Genomic DNA, 24,675 nt, shown 5'->3' with positions numbered 1-24,675 from the left:
GTGGGAGGATGGACGGATGCCGCACCGCTCCGTGACCGTGGATGAGGGACTGCTGCGGAGGATGGCGCGCGACGCGGCCGTCTACGCGCTCACCCGTCCCGTCGCGATCGTGATGTGGGTCGCGCTGGCGGCGGGACTCGTCCTCTCCGTCTTCACCCTCAACGACCTCCTCTCCACGGGAGCCGAGGTCAGCGCGATCGTCGCCTGGATGCCCGTGGTCACGGTGGGACTGGGCGCCTACGCGGTGCTCCTGACCACCTCGAGCGCCCGGCGCGCCGTGCGGGCCGCGATGCCGGTGGAGAGCGTCGTGTGGGTCGCACTCGAAGAGGATCGGCTGCAGCTGGGAAGCGATCGTCGTCGTTCCGAGATCCCCTACGCCACGTTCCAGAGTCTCCGCGTCGGACGGGACGCCGTGATCTTCAAGGTGCGCGACGCCTCCGTCGCCACCGCCATCCCGCGCTCGCTCTTCAGCGACGAGGAGCTGGCGACCCTGCGGACGCGGATCTCCTGACCGGACGGCTCAGGTCGCCTCGCTGTCGAACGGCGGGCGGTCCTCCGCGCTGAAGGTCGGCGGCGCGGTGCGCGGGGCCACCGGCTCGGCGATCGTCGCCGTCGCCTGCGCGGGGGTCGCAGGCTCCGGCTCCTCGAGGAGCGCGTCGCGGATGATGCGCCGGGGGTCGTACTGCCGCGGGTCGAGCTTGCGCCAGTCCACATCGTCGAGTTCCGGTCCCATCTCCTCGCGCACACGGGACTTCGTGTCGCGGATGTACTCGCCGGCCCTGCGCACGATGCTCGCGAAGGCCTCCGCGGCACGCGGCAGACGCTCGGGGCCGATGATCAGCACCGCGATCAGGCCGATGAGCAGCAGCTTCTCGAAGGTGAGGCCGAACGTCATGTGACCAGGCTACCGCCGCGCCTGCGGGCTCTGCGCGCGGTGAGCGAATACCCTGGACACATCAGCCATGCACGCAGGGAGAGGCAGGTCATGAGCGAGCACGACGCCAACGCGCGCTTCCTTCGCGAGTCCATCGTCGAGCCGGAGACCATCGCCCGCGCTCGCGCCCACGCCGTGGAGCTGGGAGCGGCCCCGATCAGCGCGGTCGTCGGCTCGCAGATCGCCGTGCTCGCCGCCGCCGGAACGGCGCGCTCCATCGTCGAGATCGGCACCGGCGCCGGCGTCTCCGGACTCTGGCTGCTGCGCGGGGCCCCGAACGCGGTGCTGACCTCGATCGACAACGAGCCCGAGCACCTCGCCGCCGCCCGTCAGGCGTTCGCGGACGCGAAGGTGCCCGCCACCCGCGCGCGGTTCATCGCCGGCCGCGCGATCGACGTGCTCCCCCGCATGAACGAGGCGTCGTACGACATCGTCCTCGTCGACGCCGACCCCGAGAACGTCATCGAGTACGTCTCGCACGGTCTCCGCCTCGCCCGCACCGGCGGCCTGGTGCTCGTGCCGCGCATCCTCGCCGGGGGCCGGGTGGCCGACCCTGTCCAGCGCGACGACGTCACCTCCGCCTACCGATCGCTCGTCCAGGAGACGCAGGAATCCTCGGCGGTGCTGGCCACGGTCTCGCCCGCGGGCGAGGGCCTGCTGCAGCTGATCCGCCTCGACGACCGGGCCTGACCGGGTCCGCCGACGCGAAGAGGGCGAGGGATCCGCGGATCCCTCGCCCTCTTCGCGTCGCGCTGCAGCGGACCAGGTACGATCAGGCCGGGGCCACGACGGCACCGAGCACGTCGTGAAGCTCCTTGGCCTCGGCGTCGTTCACGGAGACGACCAGGCGGCCTCCTCCTTCGAGCGGAACACGCACGATGATGAGTCGTCCCTCTTTCACGGCCTCCATGGGTCCGTCTCCGGTCCTCGGCTTCATCGCTGCCATCGTGGCTCCCTTTCCTCCGGTGGTATGGGACGAGTTTATCGGGTGCGACCGCGCCGTGGACGTCACGGGACACAATCCGCTCCCCGGCGTCGTCAGGGCACCTGCCAGAACGTGCTGCCGAGGGCATACACGTGATAGATCCACACCCACTGGCCGACCAGGCACAGCGCCAGCACGCCCAGCCGCCACGCTCGTGAGCGCGGTACCGCCACCGCTCCCCACGCCGGGCTGAGCGGCAGCAGCAGGCGGAACGTGCTCGACTGCGGGAAGAACACCGCGAGCAGGTAGAGCAGGTAGCTCGCGCTCCAGAGACGGAGGTCGGGGCCGAGAGCGCGCACCTGCGGGGACAGCAGCAGCGCGGCGGCCGCCGCGACCACGAGCACGATGAGCGCGACCGGCCCCCAGCCGGCTGGCAGGCCCCACAGCTCGAACCAGAACTGCGATGCCTGCACCCAGCCCTCGAAGGGCACGAACCCCTCGACGCCCCCGGTGATCCAGTGCCGGCGCCAGGCGAGCTCGGTGGCGAGGTAGGCGCCGGGGTCCCCGGTCACGACACCGGCGATCACCTGCCACGCGAACCCGGTCGCCGTCGCCAGTGCGCCGAGGGCGACGATGTGCACGACCTCCCTGCCCCCGAGCGGATCCGTGCGACGGTGCGTCCAGCGGAGGATCCCGTGCAGACCGAGGTACAGGGCGAAGGCGAGCACTCCGGGGCGGGTGAATCCCAGCACCGGGATGAGCACGTACAGCCAGGCGTAGTTCCGGCGGATCGTCGCGTCCAGCGCGAGGAAGAGCAGCAGCAGGAAGAGCGTCTCCGCGTAGCCGACCTGGAACAGGGCGCCCAGGGGGCCGGCGGCGAAGAAGACGACGGCCCACAGCGCCGCCGCGTTCCCGATGCGGTCGCGGAGCAGACGATGCAGGGCGAGACAGGCCAGATAGCCGGCGACGAGCGCGAGCACGAGCGCTCCGGCGCCCCAGGAGCCGAACAGGAAGCCCAGCGCCTTCGCGGCGTACGCGAACACGGGCATGAAGGCCCACGCGTTCTCGGCCACCTCCCCCTCGTCGGTCAGCGGGAGGTCGGCGGGATAGCCGTGCACCGCCACCTGCCAGTACCACTGGGCATCCCATCCGAGGACGAAGTCCACGAGCCCGGCGTCGCCGCCGAAGCGCGAGAACACCGTGGACAGGGAGGCCGCGGCGATGAGGAATCCGGTCGTCACGACCCGTGCGAGGACGTAGATGATGCCGATGCGCAGAGCCAGCGGCATCCGCGCCCAGCGCCGTGCGAGCGTCAGTGCGACGTGAGCCATGCGCGCAGACCCCGCTCGACGGCGTCGATCTGGGCGAGCGGCACACGCTCCTCGTCGTGATGGGCGAGATGCGGGTCACCGGGCCCGTAGTTCACGGCCGGGATGCCGAGGGCCGAGAAGCGCGCCACGTCGGTCCATCCGTACTTCGGCTGCGGCTCCGCGCCGACCGCCGCGACGAACCGGCGCGCGATGTCGGCGTCCAGCCCGGGGCGGGCGCCCTCGGCGGCATCCGTGATCTCGACGTCGAAGCCGGCGAGGACCGCCCGGACGTGGGCCTCGGCGTCGGCCGCGGACTTGTTCGGCGCGAAGCGGTAGTTGACCTCGACCTCGCAGGCGTCCGGGATGACGTTCCCGGCGACCCCACCCGCGATGCGGACCGCGCTGAGCCCCTCCCGATAGAGCAGGCCCTCCACCAGCACCTCCCGGGCCCGGTACTCGGACAGCCGGGTGAGGATGGGCGCCGCGCGATGGATCGCGTTCTCGCCGATCCAGGCCCTGGCGCTGTGCGCGCGGACGCCCGTGGTCCGCACGATCGCCCGCAGCGTGCCGTTGCACCCGCCTTCGACCTGGCCGTTCGACGGCTCCCCGAGGATGGCGAAATCGGCCTGGAACAGGTCAGGACGCGCTGCGGCGAGAAGCCCGAGGCCGTTCAGGGAGGCCGCGACCTCCTCGTTGTCGTACCACATCCAGGTCACGTCGATCGCGGGGTCGGTGAGCTCGGCGGCGAGCTTGAGCTGCACCGCGACCCCGGCTTTCATGTCGACGGTGCCGCGACCCCACAGATACGGCACGCCGTCGATCTCGATGTCGCGCGTGGGCAGATTGTCGTTGAGGGGCACGGTATCGATGTGCCCGGCGATCGCGACGCGCTGCGCCCGACCGAGATCCGTGCGGGCGACGACCGTGTTGCCGTGCCGGATGACCTCCAGGTGCGGCAGACCGGACACGGCCTCCTCGATCAGGTCGGCCAGTGTCTTCTCGTCGCCGGAGACACTCGGGACGTCGCAGATCGCGCGGGTGATGTCGGCGGAGGACGCGGTCAGATCGAGCACCATGCCCCCAGCCTACTGATGCCCGTCATGCGGGACGGGACACCGTCGCCGGCGCGATACCGTGGAGGCATGAGCGACGCACGATCTGTCTGGGGACTCGGCCTGACGACCACCGCGAGCGACGGCACGGTCCTCGACGCGTGGTACCCGGAGGTCCGCTCGTCCGCGCCGTCCGAGACCGAGGTCGCCGCCGCGCGCACCGCGCTCGACGCACAGACCGGTCAGGACGAGCGCCGCGACGTCACCCTCGCGGTGGTCGAGCTCACGATCGATCTGGACGCCGCCCCGGTCTCCACCGCGGACGCCTATCTGCGTCTGCACGCGCTGTCGCACCTGCTCGTGCGGCCGAACGCCCTCAACCTCGACGGCATCTTCGGTCACCTGCCGAACGTCGCCTGGACCAATGCCGGCCCGCTGCTCCCCGCCGATGCCGCGCGCCTGCGTCCGCAGCTCCAGCGCGCCGGGATCCAGATCCAGGGCCTGGACAAGTTCCCTCGTCTCACCGACTACGTGCAGCCCGCCGGGGTGCGCATCGCCGACGCCTCGCGCGTGCGGCTCGGCGCCCACCTCGCCCCCGGCACCACGGTCATGCACGAGGGCTTCGTCAACTTCAACGCCGGCACCCTCGGCGCCTCGATGGTCGAGGGGCGCATCTCGCAGGGCGTGGTGGTCGGCGACGGCAGCGACATCGGCGGCGGCGCCTCGATCATGGGCACCCTCTCCGGCGGCGGGTCGCACCGCGTGTCGATCGGCGCCCGCACGCTTCTCGGCGCGAACGCCGGCATCGGCATCTCCCTCGGCGACGACTGCGTCGTGGAGGCCGGGCTCTACGTCACCGCCGGGACGAAGATCGTGCTCGCCGACGGTCCCGCGACGGCCGACGGCGGACGGAAGACCGTCAAGGGCGCCGACCTCTCCGGCCAGGACGGCCTCCTCTTCCGTCGCAACTCCCTCACGGGTGCCGTCGAGGCGGTCCGCCGGGCCGGCGTCGGCGTCACGCTCAACGAGGCGCTCCACGCCTGACAGCCCGCCTGCAGCCTTCGACCGGTCTCCGCTGGTAGACTGGCTCCGTTGCCCGCGCCGCCGGCCGGTCAGCATCGTCGTCGTCTAGGGGTCTCCGAGGACCGAAGCGAGCGCCCGCGCTCCCCTCTCCAGCCCGAACTGGCCATTCGCACGGCGAACGGACGCGCACTCGCTGCGTCTTCGCCCACCTCACCCCACTATCCCGCGCCGTTCTCGTGCGCTGACGGAGTTCTCTGCATGCCTTCCTTCCTCGATCTCGGCGTTCCCGCCGAGCTCGCCACCGTTCTCGCCGCCTCCGGAAAGACCGAGGCGTTCGCGATCCAGCGCGACACCCTGCCCGACTCGCTCGCCGGCCGTGACCTCCTCGGTCGCGGACGCACGGGCAGCGGCAAGACCATCGCCTTCGCGCTCCCCCTCGTCGCCCGCCTGGCGGCCTCCGGCCACAAGCGCCGTTCCGGCCTTCCCCGCGGCCTCGTGCTCGCCCCCACCCGCGAGCTCGCCACCCAGATCGCCGCGACCGTCGCCCCGCTCGCGGAGGCCGTCGGCCTTCGGGTCACCACCGTGTTCGGCGGCGTCAGCCAGCGTCCGCAGGAGCAGGCGCTGCAGGGCGGCGTCGACATCGTCGTCGCCTGCCCCGGCCGTCTGGAAGACCTCATGAAGCAGCAGGTCGTGCGTCTCAGCGCGATCGAGGTCACCGTGCTCGACGAGGCGGACCACATGGCCGATCTGGGCTTCCTCCCCGGCGTCACCCGCATCCTGTCGGCGACGCCCGCCGACGGTCAGCGCCTGCTCTTCAGCGCCACGCTGGACCGCGGCATCGACACCCTCGCCCGCCGGTTCCTCACGAACGCCGTCAGCCACGAGGTCGACGAGGCGAGCGTGCCCGTCGGCGAGATGACCCACCGGGTGCTCGTCGTCGACTCCCCCGAGAACAAGACCGTGCTGGTGCGCGATCTCGCCTCGGGCACCGGCCGTCGCATCCTCTTCACTCGCACCAAGCACCAGGCGAAGAAGCTCGCCAAGCAGCTCACCGCCGCCGGGATCCCGGCCGTCGACCTGCACGGCAACCTGTCCCAGAACGCACGCGAGCGCAACCTCGGCGCCTTCTCCACCGACCCGGCCGACGGGGGCGTGCGCGTCCTCGTCGCGACCGATGTCGCGGCCCGCGGTGTGCACGTGGACAACGTCGACCTCGTCGTCCACGTCGATCCGCCCGTCGAGCACAAGGCCTACCTGCACCGCTCGGGCCGCACGGCTCGCGCCGGCGCCGCCGGCACGGTCGTCACCGTGGTCCTGCCCGAGCAGCGCCGTGACGTGAAGGATCTCCTGCGCAAGGCCGCCATCACCGCACCGCTGGAGAACCTCACCGCCGACGCCGTCACCGAGCTCGTCCCCGAGCGGGCTCCGCACGTGCGCCCCGCTCCCCCGCAGCCGCAGCAGCAGCGCTCTGCGAAGCAGCGGCCCGCGGGCGGCGAGAAGAGCACCGCGACCACCCCGCCCTCCCGCCGTCGTCGCCGTCCGCGCTCGGCCGGCCAGGGCGCGCCGGGTGCGCAGCGCCAGGGCGGCCAGGGCCGCCAGGGCGCGCGCGGCGGCCAGGGACGCTGATCCCGGCTCGCGCCTGACGACGACGAAGGCCCCCTCGCACTCCGGTGCGAGGGGGCCTTCGGCGTCTGCGGCGCCGCGCTCAGCGCGTCGGGAAGGCGCGCTCCGGCGACCCGGTGTAGAGCTGCTGCGGACGGCCGATCTTCGTCTGCGGGTCGAGCTGGAGCTCGCGCCACTGGGCGAGCCAGCCGGGCAGGCGGCCGATCGCGAAGAGGACCGTGAACATCCGCGTGGGGAAGCCCATCGCCTTGTAGATCACGCCCGTGTAGAAGTCGACGTTCGGATACAGGCGACGCTCACGGAAGTAGTCGTCCGCGAGGGCGATCTCCTCGAGCTCCTTCGCGAGGTCCAGGAGCGGGTCGGTGACGCCGAGCGAGCTCAGCACCTCGTCCGCGGCCTCCTTGACGAGCTTGGCGCGCGGGTCGTAGTTCTTGTATACCCGGTGCCCGAAGCCCATGAGCTTCACGCCCTCTTCCTTGTTCTTCACCCGCTCGACGAACCGCGAGACGCTCTGGCCCGAGTCGCGGATCTGGCCGAGCATGGTCAGCACGGCCTCGTTCGCGCCGCCGTGCAGCGGACCCGAGAGCGCCTGGATGCCGGCCGACACGGACGCGAACTGGTTGGCTCCCGTGGAGCCGACGAGGCGGACGGTGGAGGTCGAGGCGTTCTGCTCGTGGTCCTCGTGCAGGATGAGCAGCAGTTCGAGGGCCTTCACCATGGTCGGGTTGATCTCGTACGGCTCGGAGTTCACGCCGAAGTTCAGCTTGAGGAAGTTCTCCACGAAACCGAGCGAGTTGTCCGGGTAGAGGAACGCCTGGCCGACGCTCTTCTTGTGCGCGTAGGCGGCGATGACCGGCAGCTTGGCGAGCATGCGGATGGTGTTCAGCTCGACGTGCTCGGGGTTGTGCGGGTCGGTCTGCCCCTCGTAGTACGTCGACAGGGCGGCGACGGCGGAGGAGAGCACCGACATGGGGTGCGCGGTGTGCGGCAGCGCCGAGAAGAAGCGCTTGAGGTCTTCGTGCAGCAGCGTGTGCCGACGGATCTTCTCGTCGAACTCGGCCAGCTCTCCGGCGGACGGGAGCTCCCCGTAGATGAGCAGCCACGCGACCTCGAGGTAGCTGGTGCTGCCGGCGAGCTGCTCGATCGGGTAGCCGCGGTAGCGCAGGATGCCCTTGTCGCCGTCGATGAAGGTGATGTCCGACTTCGTGGAGGCGGTGTTGACGAAGCCGTAGTCGAGCCCGGTGTAGCCGGTCTGACGGGTCAGCGTCGAGAAGTCGATGCTGTCGTGGCCCGCGGTACCGCGCACCAGGGGGAATTCGGCGGTGGTGTCGCCGATCGTCAGCTTCGCCGTCTGGTCTGCCGCAGCGCTCACGCGGACCTCCTCCTTCTGTCTGATCGCCCCGGCGTCGCGGGCGTCAGCAAGTTCTTGATCAAGCCGGAACTGGCGATATCTCTGGCGCCGAGCGCCGGGCCGGGTGCCGACCGAATCGCCTTTACAGCCTAGTCGTCACGCAGGCCTACTGTGACAACCGCCAAAGGGATGGCTGCAACAGGGAGGGATCCTACAGATCCGCGCCGCGCAGGCGTCGCGCCGCTTCCGCGACGCGGTCGGTCGGCGCCGTCAGCGACAGCCGCACGTGCGCAGGCGACGAGGCGCCGTAGAAGTGCCCGGGACCCGCGAGGATCCCGAGGTCGGCGAGACGCGCCATCGACTCCCAGGCGTCGCGCCCCTCGGTCGCCCAGAGGTACAGCCCGGCCTGCGAGCCATCGATGCGGAAGCCGGCAGCCTCGACGGCGGGCAGCAGCAGCGCCCGCCGCTCACGGTAGAGCTCCTTCTGCGCCGCGACGTGTGCGTCGTCACCGAGGGCGACGATCATCGCCTGCTGCACCGGCGCGGGCGGCATGAGGCCGAGGTGCTTACGCGCGGCGAGGAGCTCGCCGACCACGCGGGCGCAGCCGGCGACGAAGGCCGCCCGATAACCCGCGAGGTTGGACTGCTTGCTCAGCGAGTACACGCTGAGCAGATTCGCCCGCGTGCCGCCGGTCACCCGGGGGTCGAGCACCGACGGGATAGCCTCGTCCGCCCAGGGGCCGTCCCAGCCGAGCTCGGCGTAGCACTCGTCGCTGGCCAGCACGGCGCCCAGTTCCCGCGCCCGCTGCACCGCCGCGGCGAGCTCGTCGACCGTCCAGGTGCGGCCGTCGGGGTTGCCCGGGGTGTTGATCCAGATGAGCTTGGCGCCCTCCGGCCACTCCGCCGGGTCGTCGACCGCGAGAGGTGTCGCCCCTGCCACCCGCGCGCCGACCTCATACGTCGGGTACGCAACGCGAGGATGCACCACGATGTCTCCGGCGCCGAGCCCCAGCAGCGTGGGCAGGAGCGCGACGAGCTCCTTGGAGCCGATCGTTGGCAGCACGTTGTCGACCCGGAGGTCCGGGACGCCGCGGCGGCGGGCGTACCAGTCGACGATGGCCTCCCGGAGCGCGGGGGTGCCGACGGTCTGCGGGTAGGCGTGGGCATCGGTCGCCGCGGCGAGGGCCTGACGGATGATCTCCGGCGTGGGGTCGACCGGCGAGCCGACGGAGAGGTCGACGAGACCGCCCGGGTGCCGGGCGGCGCGCTCACGATACGGGACCACGGCGTCCCACGGGTAGTCGGCGAGGTCGCGGACGCTCACGGAGCGCGCCTACTCGCCCTGCGGCGGGAGCGCGGCGATGATCGGGTGGTCGAACGGGTAGACGCCGACCTTGGCGGCGCCGCCGGGCGAGCCGATCTCGTCGAAGAACTCGACGTTGGCCTTGTAGTAGTCCTGCCACTCGTCGGGCAGGTCGTCCTCGTAGTAGATCGCCTCGACCGGGCACACCGGCTCGCACGCTCCGCAGTCCACGCACTCGTCGGGGTGGATGTAGAGCGACCGTTCGCCCTCGTAGATGCAGTCAACGGGGCACTCGTCGATGCAGGCGCGATCCTTGACATCGACGCACGGGAGGGCGATCACATACGTCACCCCCTCAGTCTACGACCCGTGGACCTCGGGTTCCTCCGAGGACGGCGTGGCGGGGCGGACCGGCTGCCGGGAGAACGACGGCCACGCGATGACCAGCAGCACGATGCCGGCGGCGAGATACGTCCAGATGCGCCCGGCGAGGGTGTCCTGCACGACGACGGAGCCGCCGGGGCCGACGCCCGAGATGAGCACGATCATGCCCAGCATCCCCAGACCGGCGGCAACGGCCGCTCCCCGGTCGTGGGTGAGCGCACGGACGGCGATGAGGATCGCGGCGCAGGCGATGGCGGCGACGATGAGGCCGATCGGGATCGGCCCCCACATGACGCTGTGTGCGATGGTCCCGGCCACGCCGTAGACCCCACCCACCAGGGCAGCAGCCACCCAGGACAGCACCCTCGACAACCACTTCCCGCGCACCCCCCGATCCTACCCGGGCGCTGTCCGGCGGAACGACGTGTCAGGCGGCGAGACCGAACAGCCGCAGCAGCGCGGCGACGAGGGCGGCGGCGGCCACCACCACGAGGAACGACTGCCGCAGCCAGAGGAGTCCCGCTGCGACGAGCAGGGCGGGGACACGCGCGTCGACGGTGATGGCCTGCCCGTCGCCGAGCGACTGCACCGCGACGAGGGCGGCGAGCAGCGCGACGGTGAGGAGATCGGAGATACGGGCGGGGCGCGGCGCTTCGAGCACCTTCGGCGGCACGAGATAGCCCACGGCCTTCAGGGCGAGGCAGATCAGGGCCGCGAGGAGGATGGCGCTCCAGAGGGTCATGCGGACCCCTCCCCTTCGCCGGCGCCTGCGGGTCGCGGCGTTCCGAGCCAGTTGAACCATCCGACGACGATCGCGACGAGAGCGGCGACGAGCACCGGGAGTCCGGGCAGGAGGAACGGGGTGAGGGCGGCCGCGATCACGGCGGCCGCGATCCCGACGGCGACCGCCTGCCGTTGACGCAGACGCGGCCACAGCAGGGCGAGGAACGCCGCGGCCGCCGCCGCATCCAGACCCCAGGCCTTCGGGTCGCCGAGCACGTCGCCGACCAGCGCACCGACGAGCGTGGTGAGGTTCCAGCCGAGGAAGATGCCGACACCCGTGACCCAGAATCCCACCCGGCGCAGGCGCGGATCGTCCTGCGCGATCGCCACGGCGGTGGACTCGTCGATCGTGAAGTGCGCGGCGAGCGCTCGTCGTGCCGGTCCCCCGCCGACGACCGGCGACATGCGCATCCCGTAGGCGACGTTGCGCACCCCGAGCAGGGCGGCGGACGCGATCGCCGAGGGCAGGGCGGCCAGTCCGCCGGCGGTGAAGACTCCCACGAAGGCGAACTGCGATCCCCCGGTGAACATCAGGAGACTGAGCACGCATGTCTGCCACACGTCGAGGCCCGCGGCCACGGCGAGCGCGCCGAAGGAGATCCCGTAGGCGCTCGTCGCGAGCACGACGCCGAGCGCCTCGCGCCACACCTCGCGCTCGGCGGTCATCGGGGTCCGCTCCGCCACGACGTTCGCTTCACTGAACACACGATCATCATTCTGAACATGCCTGGATGCATAGTCAAGCGAACGATCGTTTGCCATGATGAACGCATGGACGATCTCCGCACCCGCATCGCCCGCACGCTCCGCCGCGAGCGCGAGGCGGCGAACCTGTCCGTCTCCGAGCTCGCCCGGCGGGCCGGCATCTCCAAGGCGACGGTCTCCCAGCTCGAGAGCGGTGCCGGCAACCCGAGCGTCGAGACGCTGTGGGCGCTGGGCGTCGCGCTCGGCGTGCCCTTCGCGGTGCTCGTCGACCAGCAGGCCAACGCCCCCACCCTCATCCGCGCCGACGACCTCGCGGGGGTGCCCTCCTCTGCCGCCGCCTACAGCGCCACACTCCTCTCGGCGAGCCCTCCGGGCGCCCGGCGCGACGTGTACCTCATCCAGGCGGAGCCCGGCGACCCCCGACGCTCGGACCCCCACCATGCGGGCACGATCGAGCACGTGATCCTCATCGCCGGGCAGGCGCGGGTCGGCCCGCCCGAGGATGCCGTGGTGCTGAACCCGGGCGACTACCTGACGTATGCCGGCGATGCGGCGCACGTGTTCGAGGCCATCGCGCCCGGGACGAGCGCCGTGCTCATCTCCGAGCTCCGCTGAGGGTCACTCCCCCGGCCCGGCCGGCGAGGGATCCGGGATCTCGTGCGGACGGTAGTTCGGCAGGCGCGACGCCGGCAGGATCGCGAGCGCGCTCACCGCGGCGAGGATCAGCAGGCCGAGCTTGAGCGTGCGCAGGCGCGACTCCTCGTTCACGGCGACCGCGGCGTCGACCTGTTCCGGCGTCGCGTACGTGGTCTCCAGGACCGCACGCAGTTCGTCGTTGCTGACGAAGTTCACCTCGTTCAGGTCGACCTGCGACACCAGCGACGGCGGCAGGTCCGGATGCTCCACGACCGCGCGTCCGACGTTGAGCGCGAGCAGCGAGACCAGCAGCGCCCCGGCGAGCGCCGTCCCGACCGCGGAGGCGAGGTTCTGCGTGGTGCCGCGCAACGATCCCACGTCGCCGGCGAGCTCGGGCGGCGCCGCGGTCACGAGCACGTTGAAGACCAGGGTGACGAGCGCGCCCTGGCCGATGCCGAACACGATGAGGCCGGCGATGGTCGGCACGGTCTCCCAGTTGTTCGTCACGACGACGGACAACCAGACGAGCGCCGCCGTCGTGAGGATGAACCCGAAGACGCCGATCGTGCGCGGCGGGTAGCGCGTGTAGAACCGCACGACGAGCGTCGCCGTGACGAACACCGTGAGGTTGAACGGCATCATCGCGAGGGCGGTGTCGAACGGCGTCCGCCCCTGGACGATCTGGATGTACAGCGGCACCGTGAAGTTCACGCAGGCTTCCAGCGCCACGACGATGAACATGGCGTACACCGCGGCGCGCTCCCGGGACGACCCCAGCACGCTCAGGTCGATGAGCGGCACCTTCCCCTCGGCCATCCGCCGCCGGGTCCACAGGAAGAACCCCTGGCCCAGGATGATCCCCGACACGATGAAGATCGGTGCCGGCGAGAGCCCGAGGATGGAGAACGGGGCGGACGGCGCCGCCGCGAGCGCTCCCCAGCTGTTGAGGTTGTTGAACCCGAGGGTGAGCAGCACGATCGCCGCGCCGATGAGGAGGGCCGCGACGAGATCGATGCGGATCGCCGCATCGCCGCGGTCGCCGCGCAGCGTGAAGCTCAGGGCGAAGACCGCGACGGCGATCGCCAGCACGATGACGAAGAGCGGACGCCACCCGACGAGCGTCCCGAGCGTCCCTCCGATGAGGAAGGCGCTGACACCGGAGATCGCGCGCGCCGAGCCGATCGCACCGATGGCCGTGGCCTGCTGCGCGCCCCGGTAGTTCTCGGCGATCAGGGCCACGATCGAGGGGACGATGATCGCGGCGGCCGCTCCCGCCACGGCCTGTCCGGCGATGGCCCACCAGACGGTCGGGGCGAGGAGCATCATCACGGCCGACCCCGCGAAGAGCGCGACGACGACGCGGAAGATCAGCACCCAGCCGACGCGCTGCCCGAGCTTGGCCCCGGTCATCACGAGCGCCGCGACGGCGAGGCCGTACATCACGATCGTCGTGCTCGCGACGGTCGGCGGGACGCCGAAGTCGCTCACCATGCCGCCGAGCGAGATCGGCAGCGCCGCGACGTTGAAGGACATGAGCACCTGTGCGAGGAACAGGCTGACCATCGGCAGCCAGGACGTCTTCGCGGGGGCGGGGGCCGTGCGGGTCATGAGCGCTCTCCTTCCAAGGCTGACGAGACACGCGCATCGTCGGAATGCGCGGGCGCGGGCGCGGAGGCGAAGAGGTTCAGCCCCAGCGACCGCGACAGGTGGCCGATCGCCATCTGCGACCGGATCGAGTTGCCTGCCTCGTCCAGCCGGGGCGAGAAGCCGGCGACGGCGCCCTTGCCGGGAGAGACCGCGACGAGGCCGCCCGAGACGCCCGACTTGGCCGGAAGCCCGATCTCGAACAGCCAGTCCCCGGACCGCTCGTACAGCCCGCTCGCCGCGACGACGGCGAGCGTGTCACGGCAGACGTCCGCGGAGACCACCCGCTCCCCCGTCACGGGATTGACCCCGCCGTCGGCGAGCGTGGCCCCCATGACGGCGAGGTCGTGCGCGGTCACGCTGAGCGCGCACTGACGGGTGTAGACGTCGACGATCTCGTCCGGATCGCCGGCCAGTCGTCCGTAGCTGCGCAGCAGCCATCCGAGTGCGCGGTTGCGCTCGTTCGACTCGGCCTCGGAGGCGTAGACCTCGCCGTCCAGGCTCAGCGGTCGTCCGGCGAACGCGGACAGCCCCTCGCGGACGCGCTCCCACTGCTCCACCGCCGTGGCGCCGGGCATCAGCGCCGTGGTCGCGATCGCCCCGGCGTTGACCATCGGGTTGCGCGGATGCCCGTCGTTGAGCTCCAGCGCCACGACCGAGTTGAAGGCGAGGCCGGTGTTGTTCACGCCCACGATCTCGCGGACCCGCTCGTGGCCGTGCTCCTGGATCGCCAGCGCGTAGACGAACATCTTGGAGATCGACTGGATGGAGAAAGCGTGCAGGGCGTCTCCGGCGTCGTGGATGCCGCCGCCCACCTCGATCACCGCGAGCCCGAACAGCTCCGGATCCACCGCGGCGAGGACGGGGATGTAGTCCGCCACCTCCCCGGACACCTCGTCCGCGTAGCGGGCGTGCGCCTCCCGCACGAGCTCGTCCACCCGCTCCCATCCGGGAAGCGTGCCCGTGGAGACCTCCTGCGGGACGTCGAGCCAGACGGTGGGGTCGAGCACCATTCCTCCTCGGAAATCGCGACGCCCCCAGCCGTCTCCCTGTCACGGTAGCGTCCGTGTCGGGTGTCGGCTAGGGGCAATCGTTCGCGAGGGGGCCCGCTCTGCGGCTCAGTACCAGTTCATGGCCTGGGAGTGTCCCCAGGCGCTGCACGGGGTGCCGTAGGCGTCGGCGATGTACTGCAGGCCCCAGGCGATCTGGGTGGCGGCGTTCGTCTGCCAGTCGGCACCCGCCGAGGCCATCTTGCTGCCGGGCAGCGCCTGCGGGATGCCGGTCGCTCCCCCGTCGTTGTTGTACGCCTGGTAGTTCCAGCCGGACTCCTTGTTCCACAGCGAGTTCAGGCAGGAGAACTGCTCGCCGCCCCAGCCGTAGCGGTCGGCCATCATCTGCTGTGCGGTGGCCCGAGCCCCGTCCGGCGTGTTCGCGGAGGCGAGCGCCGCCGCTGCGGCCGCCGCCTTCTCCTCGGCGGCGCGGGCGGCGTCCTCTGCCGCCTTCTTCTCCTGCGCGGCCGTGAAAGCCTTCTGGAGGTCTGCGGTGGCCGTCACGACCTTCTCGGTCTCGGCTTCGGCCTGCTCGGCTGTCACGGTGATGAGGACCAGCGGGAGGGTGGATCGATCGGCGAGGGTCTCCAGGTCGTCCTCGAGAGCGGTGGTGTCGACGGACGCCGCCGCGCCCACGTCGAGGCCCGACTCGGCGACCTCCGTGGAGAGGCTCTTCGCCGCGGCGACCGCATCGGTGGCGTTCGAGACCGTCATGACGGCCTGATCGGCGATGCGGGTGAGGGGCTCGGTGCCGAGGTCGTGGCTCGTGACGGCGGAGGTGGCGTCGGAGCGCTCCGCTCCGGCCGCCGGGGCGGAGGCGAGGCCCACGCTGAGGGTGATGCCGACGAGCGCGGCCGTGGCGGCGCCGAGGGCGATGAGGGGTGTACGGGTGACGGTGGCGCGAGCGGCTGCCGCGTCGGAGGCGCGCCGAAGCGCACGGGTCTTCTGAAGCAAGGCTTTGACTTTCGGGTCGTCGTACGCCCATATCGGGGACTCATCGGGAGCTCGCCCCGGGCGCAAGTCAACGAGTCTGCGTCATCAACCTGAACGAAAACTAGCCCTCACCTGGGATTTTCATGAGAGGGCCCCACGCGGCCAGGCGGCGGCGTGGGGCCCTCTCGAAAGGAGTGCGGTGCGATCAGGCGTTCGCGTCCTGACGCTTGAGACGCGAGGCCTCGCGACCGCGGACGGTCTGGTCGAGGATCACCTTGCGGATGCGGACCTTCTCCGGAGTCACCTCGACGCATTCGTCGTCGCGCGCGAACTCCAGGCTCTCCTCCAGCGTGAGGATGCGCGGCGGCGTCATCGACTCGAAGTTGTCGGCCGTGGAGGAGCGCATGTTGGTGAGCTTCTTCTCCTTGGTGATGTTGACGTCCATGTCGTCGGCGCGCGAGTTCTCGCCGATGACCATGCCCTCGTAGACCTCTTCGGTCGGCTGCACGAAGAACGACATGCGCTCCTGGAGCGCGATCATCGCGAAGGGGGTGACGACACCCGAGCGGTCGGCCACGATCGAGCCGTTCTGGCGGGTGGTGATCTGCCCCGCCCACGGCTCGTAGCCGTGCGAGATCGCGTTGGCGATACCCGTGCCGCGGGTGGTCGTGAGGAACTCGCTGCGGAAGCCGATGAGACCACGCGAGGGCACGACGAACTCCATGCGCACCCAGCCGGTGCCGTGGTTGGTCATGTTCTCCATGCGGCCCTTGCGGTTCGCGAGGAGCTGGGTGATCGCGCCGAGGTGCTCCTCCGGCGTGTCGATGGTCAGGTGCTCGAACGGCTCGTACACCTTGCCGTCGATCTTCTTGGTGACCACCTGCGGCTTGCCGACCGTGAGCTCGAAGCCCTCACGGCGCATGTTCTCGACGAGGATCGCGAGGGCCAGCTCACCGCGGCCCTGCACCTCCCAGGCGTCGGGACGGCCGATGTCGACGACCTTGAGCGACACGTTGCCGATGAGCTCGCGGTCCAGGCGGTCCTTCACCATGCGGGCGGTGAGCTTGTGCCCCTTGACCTTGCCCATAAGCGGCGAGGTGTTCGTGCCGATCGTCATGGAGATCGCGGGGTCGTCGACCGTGATGGCCGGCAGCGGGCGGATGTCCTCGGGGTCGGCGATGGTCTCGCCGATCGTGATGTCCTCGAAGCCGGCGATGGCGACGATGTCGCCGGGGCCGGCGGATTCGGCCGGGTAGCGCTCCAGGGCGCGGGTCTTCAGCAGCTCGGTGATGCGGGCGTTGCTGGTCGAGCCGTCGGAGCGGACCCACGCGACCGTCTGGCCCTTCTTGAGTGTGCCGTTGAAGACGCGCAGCAGGGCGAGGCGACCGAGGAAGGGGCTGGAGTCCAGGTTCGTGACCCAGGCCTGCAGCGGGGCCTCGTCGTCGTAGGCCGGGGCCGGGACGTGCTCGAGGATGGCCTCGAACAGCGGCTCGAGGTCGTCGTTGTCGGGCAGCGAGCCGTCGGCGGGACGGTTCTGCGACGCGGCACCGGCGCGACCGGAGGCGTAGACCACGGGCACGTCGAGCAGCGCGTCGACGTCGAGGTCGGGCACGTCGTCGACGAGATCGGAGGCCAGGCCCAGCAGGAGGTCGTGCGCCTCCTCCTCGACCTCGGCGATCCGGGCGTCCGGACGGTCGGTCTTGTTGACCAGGAGGATGACGGGGAGCTTGGCCTCGAGCGCCTTGCGCAGCACGAAGCGGGTCTGCGGCAGCGGGCCCTCGCTCGCGTCCACGAGCAGCACGACGCCGTCGACCATCGACAGGCCGCGCTCGACCTCGCCGCCGAAGTCGGCGTGGCCGGGGGTGTCGATCACGTTGATCGTGATCTCCTTGCCGCCGGCGTGCTTGCCCTTGTAGGTGATCGCCGTGTTCTTGGCGAGGATCGTGATGCCCTTCTCGCGCTCCAGATCGTTGGAGTCCATCGCGCGCTCCTCCACGTGCGAGTGTTCGCCGAAGGAGCCCGTCTGGCGGAGCATCGCGTCGACGAGCGTGGTCTTGCCGTGGTCGACGTGGGCGACGATTGCGACGTTGCGGAGGTCAGAGCGGAGGGCGTGCGCCATACAAGGGTCCTCAAAGAGTGTGGGGTTGCGCCGGGAAGCCGACGTTCCAGGATAACGTACGCGCGGATCGGGTTCCTGAACGCACGTCGTACCATCGTCCCGTGACCCTCCCCGATCCGACTCCCCCGGCGCCGCAGACGCCGTCGACCGCGCCCACTCGGCGGGACGAACCGCGTGAGGGTCGGGCACGCCTGTGGTGGGAGATCGCCATCGTGCTCGCCCTGGGTCTGGGCCAGTCCGCGGTCTACGCGATCGTGCAGCTCGCCTATCGGCTCACGGACGACACGCCCCTCGCGGATCAGACCGCCACCCTCAACCCCTCCCGCAGCGACCGGGAGGTGTTCGACCTCATCTATCAGGTGCTGTCGATCGGCTTCGCCCTGGTGCCGGTGCTCCTCGTGTGCTTCCTGCTGTGGCAGCGCCGTCGCCCGCACCTGGAGCGGCTCGGCCTCGACGGCACCCGCGTGGCCGGCGACGTCGGCCGGGGCGTGCTCCTCGTCCTCGCGATCGGCGTGCCGGGACTGGCGCTCTACCTCGGCGGGCGGGCGCTCGGACTGTTCGTGGCCGTGAACCCCGCGGGTCTGGACGCGCACTGGTGGACCGTGCCGATCCTCCTGCTCGCCGCCGCCCGCGCATCGCTCCAGGAGGAGTTCGTCGTGCTCGGGTACCTGTTCGCCCGCCTGCGGCAGCTCGGATGGTCGCCGTGGACGATCATCGTCTCGACCTCCGTGCTCCGCGCGACGTACCACCTCTATCAGGGGCCCGGTGCCTTCATCGGCAACCTCGCGATGGGGCTGCTGTTCGGGTGGCTCTACCACCGCACCGGTCGGCTGCTGCCGTTCCTGGTGGCGCACTTCCTCATCGACGCGGCGGCGTTCGTCGGCTATCCCTGGGCCGCGGCGACCTGGCCCGCCCTGTTCGGTCTTCCCGGCTGAGGCGCGCTCAGCCGAGGTTGACGACGACGAGCGCCGCGACGGCCCACAGCACGATGACGGCGAGGGCGATGAGGGCCGGGCCGTCCCAGCTGCGTCGGACCGGGGCGTCCGCCGTCGAGGGTGCCGCGCTCCACAGGTCGCGGATGCCGGTGAGCACCCGGAGCGCCGACGGCACCTTCACCTCAGCATCCTCATCCCGGGAGCGACGAGGCGGACGTGCCTTGGCCGGTCCGCCCCAACAGCTCACGGTGCGGCCGTCGTCCAGCGTGAACTCGAGCTGCCAGCGCATGTCGATGTCCTGCACATGCGCCCAGCCGACGGTCGTGCGACGCAGCAGGTTCTGCACCACGGCCCCGTCCTGATCCACGCGGACGAAGGAGACGAAAGCCGTCTCGTAGACGATCCACAGACCGAGCAGCAGCCAGGGCGCCACGAGAAGCGCCTGCACGATGCTGCCGTTGACGACGGTGTCCCCGAGCAGGAACAGCACCAGCAGGATGCTGAGGACGAAGACCACGGTGCCCGAGGGCGCACGGTAGGTCCGTGCGCCCTCGGGGTGTCCGGGAGACGCCACCTCAGAGGCCGCCGAGCGGGATCGAGGCACCGGGAATCGCCTGCAGCAGACGATCCGTGTACTCCTCCTGCGGGTTCGCGAAGATCTCGTCGACCGTCCCCTGCTCGACGACCTTGCCCTTCTCCATGACGCAGACCAGGTCGCTGGAGACCCGGACGACCGCGAGGTCGTGCGTGATGAAGAGGTACGTCAGGTTCAGCTCCGACTGGAGTTCGGCGAGCAGCTGCAGGATCTGGTCCTGCACGAGCACGTCGAGTGCCGACACCGCCTCGTCGAGGACGATGATGTCGGGCTTGAGCGCCAGCGCACGCGCGATCGCCACGCGCTGCCGCTGTCCGCCGGAGAGCTCGTTCGGGTAGCGCGTGGCCAGTGCCTGCGGCAGGGCGACCTGCTCCAGGAGCTCCTCCACGCGAGCCCGATGCGAGGCCCGGTCGCCGACGCCGTGGATCTGCAGCGGCTCCGCGATGGTGTTGCCGATGTTCCGCAGCGGATCCAGCGACCCGTAGGGGTCCTGGAACACCGGCTGCATGCGCCGGCGGAGTCCGAACGACTGCGCGTTCGACAGATGGGACACGTCCTGCCCGTCGATCTCGATCGTCCCGCTCGTCGGCTCCTCCAGCTTGAGGACCATCTTCGCGACCGTGGACTTCCCCGAACCGGACTCACCGACGAGGGCCAGCGTCTTTCCGCGCGGGATCTCGAACGACACGTCGTCCACCGCCCGGAACGCCTCGCTGCGGAAGTTGCCCTGCCGGATCTTGTAGTCCTTGGTCAGGCCGGCCACGCGGACCGTCGGCGGGATGTCGGCCAGGTCGTCGAGCGTCTCGATGCCCCGGTCCTCCACGACCGCCTGGATCCGCTGCGAGGCGACGCTGGGCGCCGCGGCGACCAGTCGCTTCGTGTACGGGTGCTGCGGGTTCTCCAGGATCTGCCGGCTGGGGCCCGCCTCGACGATGTTGCCGCCGTTCATGACGATGATCTTCTCGGCGCGTTCGGCCGCGAGTCCGAGGTCGTGCGTGATCAGCAGCACCGAGGTGCCCTTGTCGCGCGTGAGCGACGCCATGTGGTCGAGGATGACCCGCTGCACCGTCACGTCGAGAGCCGAGGTCGGCTCGTCGGCGATGAGGAGCTTCGGGTCGGCGGCGAGGCCGATCCCGATCAACGCGCGCTGGCGCATTCCGCCGGAGAACTGGTGCGGGTACTGGTGCAGGCGACGCTCGGCATCCGCCAATCCGGCCTGCTGAAGCACCTCGATCGTCCGCGCCTTCGCCGCGGCGCGCCCCTGGGCGACGCCGTTCGCGCGGACGGCCTCCTTCACCTGGAAGCCGATGCTCCACACGGGGTTCAGGCTCGACATCGGGTCCTGCGGGACGAAGCCGATGTCTCGACCGCGCACCGCCTCCATGTCGCGCCGGCTCAGCCCGGTCAGCGGGCGGCCCTCCAGCGTGATGGACCCGCCCGTGATCGTTCCCGTGCCCGGGAGGAGGTCGACGATGGCGGTCGCCGTGGTCGACTTGCCCGAGCCGGACTCGCCGACGATGGCCACCGTCTCACCGGGCATCACGTCGAACGTGACGCCGTGCAGGACCTCGCGCATCCCGCCCTGGGTGCGGAACGCGACGGTGAGGTCGCGCACGCTCAGCAGCGGCATCTGTGGGGTGGTGCGGTCGCTCATCGGCGAGCCCTCGCCTTCGGGTCGATGGCGTCTCGGATGAGCTCGCCGAGGCTCACGAAAGCGAGCACCGCGAGGGTGAGCGCGATCGACGGATAGATGAGGGACATCGGAGCGACGCGCAGAGCCGCCTGCGCCTGGCTGATGTCCTTGCCCCAGGAGACGACGGTGCCGTCGAGCCCGACGCCCAGGAACGACAGCGTGGCCTCGGCCACGATGGCGGCGGCGAGCCCGAGCGTCGACACCACCAGGAGCGGTGCGATCCCGTTGGGAACCACGTGGGTCACCAGCGTCTTGAACTGCGACAGCCCCAGAGCGCGCGATGCCATGACGAAGTCGGCCTGACGCACCCGCAGGATCTCGGCGCGCACGACGCGAGCCGTCGAGGCCCACGAGAACCCACCGATCGCGAGCGCGAGCGTCCACACCGACCGGTAGTCCGACAGCACGGTCATCACCACGAGCGCAGCGAGGATGTACGGGATCGCGAAGAAGATGTCCCCCACGCGCGAGAGCAGGGCATCGAGCCAGCCGCCGTAGAAACCGGCGATGGCTCCCATGATGAGGCCGAGGACCGCGGAGATCACGGTCGCGATCAGACCGACGGCCAGCGAGGTCTGCGCACCCCACACGACACGCGCGTAGATGTCACACCCCTGGAAGTTGTAGCCGAGCGGATGGCCCGGCGTGGGGCCCTCGTTGCTGTACATCAGGTCGCAGGCGCGCGGATTGACCTGCGTGAACAGGGTCGGCCAGAACGACATCAGCACGAACACGGCGGCGAGGAACACCGAGAACCAGAACAACGGTCGACGGCGCAGGTCGCGCCAGGCGTCTCGCCACAGGTTGCTGGGCTTGTCGCCGACGCGGACGGCATCGACGGAGATCGTCTCGGTCTCGACCGGGGCGACGTAGTGCTTCTGTGTGGTGGGGTCAGACATAGCGGATCCTCGGGTCGAGCAGACCGTAGAGCAGGTCGATGACAAGGTTCACCAGCACGTACAGGATGACGAACACCGTCACGAAGGAGACCACCGTCGGCCCCTCCCCGCGGATCGCCGCCTGATAGAGCGTGTTGCCGACACCGGGGATGTTGAAGATCCCCTCGGTCACGGTGGCCCCGACGAGCAGGACACCGAAGTTCGTGGCGGAGTTGGTGATGACCGGGATGAGGGAGTTGCGCAGCACGTGCACGGGGAGGACGCGTCGCCGCGAGAGCCCCTTGCTGTAGGCCGTGCGCACCCAATCCTGGTTGAGGGTGTCGATCACCGAGCTGCGCATCAGGCGCATGCTGACGGCGAACAGGCTGAACCCGAGGACGAGCGCGGGGAGCCACAGGCCGCCCCAGTCGTTGTCGGACCCGACTGTCGGACTGAACCAGCCCCATTGGATCGCCAGGAAGTACTGCGCCAGGAAGCACATCACGAAGATCGGGATGGCGAGAGCCACGAGCGCGATGAGCAGGGCCGTCGTGTCGAAGAGCTTCCCCTTGCGCAGCGCCGAGATGGTGCCGACGGAGATCGCGAGGGTGAACTCGATGCCGATCGCCATGATCGCGAGACGCCCCGTGACGGGCAAGGTGTCGACGAGGACGTCGGAGACCGGTCGGCCGGAGAAGGTCACGCCGAGATCGCCCTGGAAGACACCGGTGATGTAGTACCAGTACTGCACCAGGAACGGATCGTTGAGGTGGTACTCCTCGCGGAGCGCGTTGACGAGGGCCTCACTGGGCGTGCGGTCGCCAAACAGCGCGAGGATCGGGTCTCCCGGCATCGCGAAGACGAGGAAGTAGATGAGCAGGGTGGCCCCGAAGAAGACGGGGATCACCTGGAGAAGACGTCTGAGGATATAGCTGAGCATCCGCTGTCGCTTTCGGGCGGTCGCGAACAGGCAGGACGGAAGCACCCGACGAGGCGGTGACGGAAGACCGTCACCGCCTCGCGGTTGCGAGCTCCGTCAGGCCTATTCGGCAGCCTTCGTGATCTCGTAGTACAGCGGGACAGAGTTCCAGCCGAAGGTGACGTTGTCCACCGTGTCGGCGTAGCCACCGGTCACGTTGGAGTACCACAGCGGGATCGCGGGGAGGTCGTTGAAGAGGATCTCCTGCGCCTTGGTGAACTCCTCGACCTGGGCCGCGGTGTCGGTGTTGCTGATGCCGTCGGCGATCAGCTTGTCGAACTCGGGGTTCGAGTAGTCACCGTCGTTCGAGCCGGCGTTGGTCGCGTAGAGCGGGCCGAGGAAGTTGTACAGACCGGGGTAGTCGGCCTGCCACCCCGAGCGGGCAGCGGTCTTGATGCTGTTGTTGTTGATCTCCTCGCGGATGACCGAGAAGGTCGGGTACGGGTCGCCCGAGGCCTCGATGCCCAGCGTGTTCGAGATCGCGTTGGTCACGGCCTCGACCCACTCCTGGTGGCCGCCGTCGGTGTTGTAGGCGATCTTGAACTCGCCCTCCCACGGGGAGATCGCGTCGGCCTCGGCCCACAGCTCCTTGGCCTTCTCCGGGTCGTACTTCAGGACCTCGTTGCCCGCGATCGAGTCGGACCAGCCGTCGATGACCGGCGACGTGAAGTCGGAGGCCGTGGTGCGGGTGCCGAAGAAGATCTTGTCGGTGATCTGGTCGCGGTCGAACGCCATCGAGATGGCCTGGCGACGGAGGATGCCCTCTTCGCCCGAGAAGTGCGGCAGGAACTGCCCGATCGTGAACGACTGGAACACGGCGGACGGCTGGTTCACGGCGCGATCCCCGAGGTCGTCCTGGAACGTCGGCAGCGAGACGGCGGGGATGACGTCGATGACGTCGACCTTGTTGCCCTGCAGGTCGGCGTAGGCCGCATCCTGGGTCGCGTAGAACTTGATCGTCAGACCGCCGTTCTTCGCCTGGCGCCCGCCTTCGTAGTCGTCGTTGCGGACCAGGTCGATCTGCACGTCGTGCTGCCAGGCGCCCTCGCCGTCGAGCTTGTACGGACCGTTGCCGATCGGGTTCTCGCCGAAGGCGTCGATGTCCTCGAACGCCGCGTCGGGCAGCGGGTAGTACGCCGAGTAGCCGAGGCGCAGCGCGAAGTCGGCGGCCGGCTTGTTCAGGGTGATCTTGAAGGTGTAGTCGTCCACCTGCTCGAGGCCGGTCATGTCGCCCTGCGCGCCGTACACCTCGTCGGTGTTCTGGAAGCCCTCGATGTCCTCGAAGAAGTAGTTCGAGAGGTGGGCGTTCTCCGCCTGGGCGCCGTAGTTCCACGCCTTGATGAAGTTGTCGGCCGTGACCTCTTCACCGTCGGAGAAGGTCTGCCCCTCCTTCAGCTTCACCGTGAGGTGCTGCGGGTCTTCGGTCACGATCTCCTCGGCCATGTCGTTGACCGGCTTGCCCTCGGCGTCGTAGTAGACGAGTCCGGCGAAGATCTCGTCGAGGATCTTGCCGCCGCCGACCTCGTTGGTGTTGGTCGGGATGAGCGGGTTCTCCGGCTCGGAGCCGTTCGTGGTGATGATGGCGTCCGGGTCAGCCTTCGCCCCGCTGCCGTCGTCTCCCGAGTTGCCGCCGCCGCTGGCGCAGCCTGCCAGGGTCAGGGCGCCGATCACGAACAGTGCGCTGCCCGCGAGGGCGATCTTGTTGCGCTTCACTTTTGTCCTCCTGTGGACGTGGGAATTCTGCGCGGCTCATCATCGAGCGCGCAGGGATACCTGAGCGTAACCCGGGGGTCGCGCGTCCAGGACGTTCGGCTAACGAAC

25 protein-coding genes are annotated in these 24,675 nt (G+C 70.1%); 6 read left to right on the top strand and 19 right to left on the bottom strand.

Going from position 1 to position 24,675, the window contains the following annotated elements; genetic code table 11:
• The first annotated feature begins 16 nt into the window (after nt 1-16).
• Entirely contained in the window at nt 17-511 is a 495-nt protein-coding gene (locus tag IZR02_RS05565) for a YcxB family protein (protein ID WP_025102961.1), read from the top strand.
• A 9-nt stretch (nt 512-520) separates the two neighbouring features.
• Here the strand turns inward: IZR02_RS05565 and IZR02_RS05560 are convergent, their stop codons facing one another.
• A complete protein-coding gene (locus IZR02_RS05560; protein ID WP_025102960.1) occupies nt 521-895 on the bottom strand; it encodes a twin-arginine translocase TatA/TatE family subunit in 375 nt (124 codons plus the stop codon).
• A 90-nt stretch (nt 896-985) separates the two neighbouring features.
• Here IZR02_RS05560 and IZR02_RS05555 point away from each other — a divergent pair, with 90 nt between their 5' ends.
• Complete coding sequence (locus tag IZR02_RS05555) at nt 986-1,624, top strand: O-methyltransferase (protein WP_025102959.1); 639 nt, start codon at nt 986-988, stop codon at nt 1,622-1,624.
• 82 nt (nt 1,625-1,706) lie between these two features.
• Here IZR02_RS05555 and IZR02_RS05550 read toward each other — a convergent pair whose 3' ends face one another.
• The 3 genes from IZR02_RS05550 to dapE all read right to left on the bottom strand — a co-directional run bounded on the left by IZR02_RS05550 (nt 1,707) and on the right by dapE (nt 4,245).
• Entirely contained in the window at nt 1,707-1,880 is a 174-nt protein-coding gene (locus IZR02_RS05550; RefSeq protein ID WP_071328210.1) for a DUF3117 domain-containing protein, read from the bottom strand.
• A 92-nt stretch (nt 1,881-1,972) separates the two neighbouring features.
• The gene (locus IZR02_RS05545; protein WP_025102958.1) at nt 1,973-3,190 is read right to left on the bottom strand and encodes a hypothetical protein; all 1,218 of its coding nucleotides are present in this window, start codon (nt 3,188-3,190) and stop codon (nt 1,973-1,975) included.
• Nucleotides 3,172-4,245 carry a succinyl-diaminopimelate desuccinylase gene (gene dapE / locus IZR02_RS05540; RefSeq protein WP_025102957.1) on the bottom strand — a complete coding sequence of 358 codons (1,074 nt, stop codon included), beginning with the start codon at nt 4,243-4,245 and terminating at the stop codon, nt 3,172-3,174. Before dapE ends, IZR02_RS05545 begins: the two co-directional genes overlap by 19 nt.
• A 66-nt stretch (nt 4,246-4,311) precedes the next feature.
• Between dapE and dapD the strand changes: the two genes are divergently transcribed.
• Together dapD and IZR02_RS05530 are read left to right on the top strand one after the other, a co-directional pair.
• Nucleotides 4,312-5,265 (top strand): 2,3,4,5-tetrahydropyridine-2,6-dicarboxylate N-succinyltransferase, encoded by a 954-nt coding sequence (dapD, locus tag IZR02_RS05535; RefSeq protein ID WP_025102956.1) that lies wholly within the window; start codon nt 4,312-4,314, stop codon nt 5,263-5,265.
• Between the two features lie 237 nt (nt 5,266-5,502).
• Complete coding sequence (locus tag IZR02_RS05530; protein ID WP_062766414.1) at nt 5,503-6,870, top strand: DEAD/DEAH box helicase; 1,368 nt, start codon at nt 5,503-5,505, stop codon at nt 6,868-6,870.
• Between the two features lie 79 nt (nt 6,871-6,949).
• On the opposite strand, the gene IZR02_RS05525 is transcribed toward IZR02_RS05530, so the two are convergent.
• The 6 genes from IZR02_RS05525 to IZR02_RS05500 all read right to left on the bottom strand — a co-directional run bounded on the left by IZR02_RS05525 (nt 6,950) and on the right by IZR02_RS05500 (nt 11,354).
• Nucleotides 6,950-8,239: a citrate synthase gene (locus IZR02_RS05525; protein WP_025102954.1), complete on the bottom strand. Its 1,290-nt coding sequence runs from the start codon at nt 8,237-8,239 to the stop codon at nt 6,950-6,952.
• 190 nt (nt 8,240-8,429) lie between these two features.
• Nucleotides 8,430-9,542: a succinyldiaminopimelate transaminase gene (gene dapC / locus IZR02_RS05520; protein WP_025102953.1), complete on the bottom strand. Its 1,113-nt coding sequence runs from the start codon at nt 9,540-9,542 to the stop codon at nt 8,430-8,432.
• A gap of 9 nt (nt 9,543-9,551) precedes the next feature.
• Entirely contained in the window at nt 9,552-9,872 is a 321-nt protein-coding gene (gene fdxA / locus IZR02_RS05515) for a ferredoxin (RefSeq protein WP_017203330.1), read from the bottom strand.
• Nucleotides 9,873-9,881: 9 nt separating this feature from the next.
• Complete coding sequence (locus IZR02_RS05510; protein WP_060922743.1) at nt 9,882-10,292, bottom strand: hypothetical protein; 411 nt, start codon at nt 10,290-10,292, stop codon at nt 9,882-9,884.
• Between the two features lie 40 nt (nt 10,293-10,332).
• Nucleotides 10,333-10,647 carry an AzlD domain-containing protein gene (locus IZR02_RS05505; protein ID WP_025102951.1) on the bottom strand — a complete coding sequence of 105 codons (315 nt, stop codon included), beginning with the start codon at nt 10,645-10,647 and terminating at the stop codon, nt 10,333-10,335.
• Nucleotides 10,644-11,354 (bottom strand): AzlC family ABC transporter permease, encoded by a 711-nt coding sequence (locus IZR02_RS05500; protein ID WP_025102950.1) that lies wholly within the window; start codon nt 11,352-11,354, stop codon nt 10,644-10,646. Before IZR02_RS05500 ends, IZR02_RS05505 begins: the two co-directional genes overlap by 4 nt.
• A 105-nt stretch (nt 11,355-11,459) precedes the next feature.
• On the opposite strand from IZR02_RS05500, the gene IZR02_RS05495 reads away from it, so the two are divergent.
• Nucleotides 11,460-12,008 carry a helix-turn-helix domain-containing protein gene (locus IZR02_RS05495; protein ID WP_025102949.1) on the top strand — a complete coding sequence of 183 codons (549 nt, stop codon included), beginning with the start codon at nt 11,460-11,462 and terminating at the stop codon, nt 12,006-12,008.
• 3 nt (nt 12,009-12,011) lie between these two features.
• Here the strand turns inward: IZR02_RS05495 and IZR02_RS05490 are convergent, their stop codons facing one another.
• The 4 genes from IZR02_RS05490 to typA all read right to left on the bottom strand — a co-directional run bounded on the left by IZR02_RS05490 (nt 12,012) and on the right by typA (nt 17,774).
• On the bottom strand, nt 12,012-13,637 hold the full coding sequence (locus IZR02_RS05490) for an MFS transporter (RefSeq protein WP_217316577.1): 1,626 nt from the start codon (nt 13,635-13,637) through the stop codon (nt 12,012-12,014).
• Complete coding sequence (gene glsA / locus IZR02_RS05485; RefSeq protein WP_029989180.1) at nt 13,634-14,686, bottom strand: glutaminase A; 1,053 nt, start codon at nt 14,684-14,686, stop codon at nt 13,634-13,636. The genes IZR02_RS05490 and glsA overlap by 4 nt, the downstream gene beginning before the upstream one ends.
• 105 nt (nt 14,687-14,791) lie before the next feature.
• Nucleotides 14,792-15,676 carry an outer membrane phospholipase A gene (locus tag IZR02_RS05480; RefSeq protein WP_025102946.1) on the bottom strand — a complete coding sequence of 295 codons (885 nt, stop codon included), beginning with the start codon at nt 15,674-15,676 and terminating at the stop codon, nt 14,792-14,794.
• A gap of 184 nt (nt 15,677-15,860) precedes the next feature.
• Complete coding sequence (typA, locus tag IZR02_RS05475) at nt 15,861-17,774, bottom strand: translational GTPase TypA (RefSeq protein WP_025102945.1); 1,914 nt, start codon at nt 17,772-17,774, stop codon at nt 15,861-15,863.
• Between the two features lie 191 nt (nt 17,775-17,965).
• Here typA and IZR02_RS05470 point away from each other — a divergent pair, with 191 nt between their 5' ends.
• The gene (locus IZR02_RS05470) at nt 17,966-18,709 is read left to right on the top strand and encodes a CPBP family intramembrane glutamic endopeptidase (protein WP_036292450.1); all 744 of its coding nucleotides are present in this window, start codon (nt 17,966-17,968) and stop codon (nt 18,707-18,709) included.
• Nucleotides 18,710-18,716: 7 nt separating this feature from the next.
• Here the strand turns inward: IZR02_RS05470 and IZR02_RS05465 are convergent, their stop codons facing one another.
• The 5 genes from IZR02_RS05465 to IZR02_RS05445 form a co-directional block, all read right to left on the bottom strand.
• A complete protein-coding gene (locus IZR02_RS05465; protein WP_029989178.1) occupies nt 18,717-19,283 on the bottom strand; it encodes a PH domain-containing protein in 567 nt (188 codons plus the stop codon).
• Nucleotide 19,284: 1 nt separating this feature from the next.
• Nucleotides 19,285-20,958 (bottom strand): dipeptide ABC transporter ATP-binding protein, encoded by a 1,674-nt coding sequence (locus IZR02_RS05460; RefSeq protein ID WP_025102942.1) that lies wholly within the window; start codon nt 20,956-20,958, stop codon nt 19,285-19,287.
• Complete coding sequence (locus IZR02_RS05455) at nt 20,955-21,896, bottom strand: ABC transporter permease (protein ID WP_025102941.1); 942 nt, start codon at nt 21,894-21,896, stop codon at nt 20,955-20,957. Before IZR02_RS05455 ends, IZR02_RS05460 begins: the two co-directional genes overlap by 4 nt.
• On the bottom strand, nt 21,889-22,815 hold the full coding sequence (locus IZR02_RS05450; RefSeq protein ID WP_025102940.1) for an ABC transporter permease: 927 nt from the start codon (nt 22,813-22,815) through the stop codon (nt 21,889-21,891). Before IZR02_RS05450 ends, IZR02_RS05455 begins: the two co-directional genes overlap by 8 nt.
• A gap of 102 nt (nt 22,816-22,917) precedes the next feature.
• On the bottom strand, nt 22,918-24,567 hold the full coding sequence (locus IZR02_RS05445; protein ID WP_025102939.1) for a peptide ABC transporter substrate-binding protein: 1,650 nt from the start codon (nt 24,565-24,567) through the stop codon (nt 22,918-22,920).
• Nucleotides 24,568-24,675: the final 108 nt, after the last annotated feature.

Source organism: Microbacterium paraoxydans, assembly GCF_019056515.1.
Lineage (GTDB): Bacteria > Actinomycetota > Actinomycetes > Actinomycetales > Microbacteriaceae > Microbacterium.
The sequence above is the reverse complement of the archived record's forward strand: the minus strand, read 5'-3'. Positions and strand labels throughout refer to the sequence as shown.

Coding starts and splice junctions, on each gene's coding strand:
- IZR02_RS05565 (WP_025102961.1), top strand. CDS start 17: ATGCCGCACCGCTCCGTGACCGTGGATGAGGGACTGCTGCGGAGGATG.
- IZR02_RS05560 (WP_025102960.1), bottom strand. CDS start 895: ATGACGTTCGGCCTCACCTTCGAGAAGCTGCTGCTCATCGGCCTGATC.
- IZR02_RS05555 (WP_025102959.1), top strand. CDS start 986: ATGAGCGAGCACGACGCCAACGCGCGCTTCCTTCGCGAGTCCATCGTC.
- IZR02_RS05550 (WP_071328210.1), bottom strand. CDS start 1,880: ATGGCAGCGATGAAGCCGAGGACCGGAGACGGACCCATGGAGGCCGTG.
- IZR02_RS05545 (WP_025102958.1), bottom strand. CDS start 3,190: ATGGCTCACGTCGCACTGACGCTCGCACGGCGCTGGGCGCGGATGCCG.
- dapE (WP_025102957.1), bottom strand. CDS start 4,245: ATGGTGCTCGATCTGACCGCGTCCTCCGCCGACATCACCCGCGCGATC.
- dapD (WP_025102956.1), top strand. CDS start 4,312: ATGAGCGACGCACGATCTGTCTGGGGACTCGGCCTGACGACCACCGCG.
- IZR02_RS05530 (WP_062766414.1), top strand. CDS start 5,503: ATGCCTTCCTTCCTCGATCTCGGCGTTCCCGCCGAGCTCGCCACCGTT.
- IZR02_RS05505 (WP_025102951.1), bottom strand. CDS start 10,647: ATGACCCTCTGGAGCGCCATCCTCCTCGCGGCCCTGATCTGCCTCGCC.
- IZR02_RS05500 (WP_025102950.1), bottom strand. CDS start 11,354: ATGACCGCCGAGCGCGAGGTGTGGCGCGAGGCGCTCGGCGTCGTGCTC.
- IZR02_RS05495 (WP_025102949.1), top strand. CDS start 11,460: ATGGACGATCTCCGCACCCGCATCGCCCGCACGCTCCGCCGCGAGCGC.
- IZR02_RS05490 (WP_217316577.1), bottom strand. CDS start 13,637: ATGACCCGCACGGCCCCCGCCCCCGCGAAGACGTCCTGGCTGCCGATG.
- glsA (WP_029989180.1), bottom strand. CDS start 14,686: ATGGTGCTCGACCCCACCGTCTGGCTCGACGTCCCGCAGGAGGTCTCC.
- typA (WP_025102945.1), bottom strand. CDS start 17,774: ATGGCGCACGCCCTCCGCTCTGACCTCCGCAACGTCGCAATCGTCGCC.
- IZR02_RS05460 (WP_025102942.1), bottom strand. CDS start 20,958: ATGAGCGACCGCACCACCCCACAGATGCCGCTGCTGAGCGTGCGCGAC.
- IZR02_RS05455 (WP_025102941.1), bottom strand. CDS start 21,896: ATGTCTGACCCCACCACACAGAAGCACTACGTCGCCCCGGTCGAGACC.
- IZR02_RS05450 (WP_025102940.1), bottom strand. CDS start 22,815: ATGCTCAGCTATATCCTCAGACGTCTTCTCCAGGTGATCCCCGTCTTC.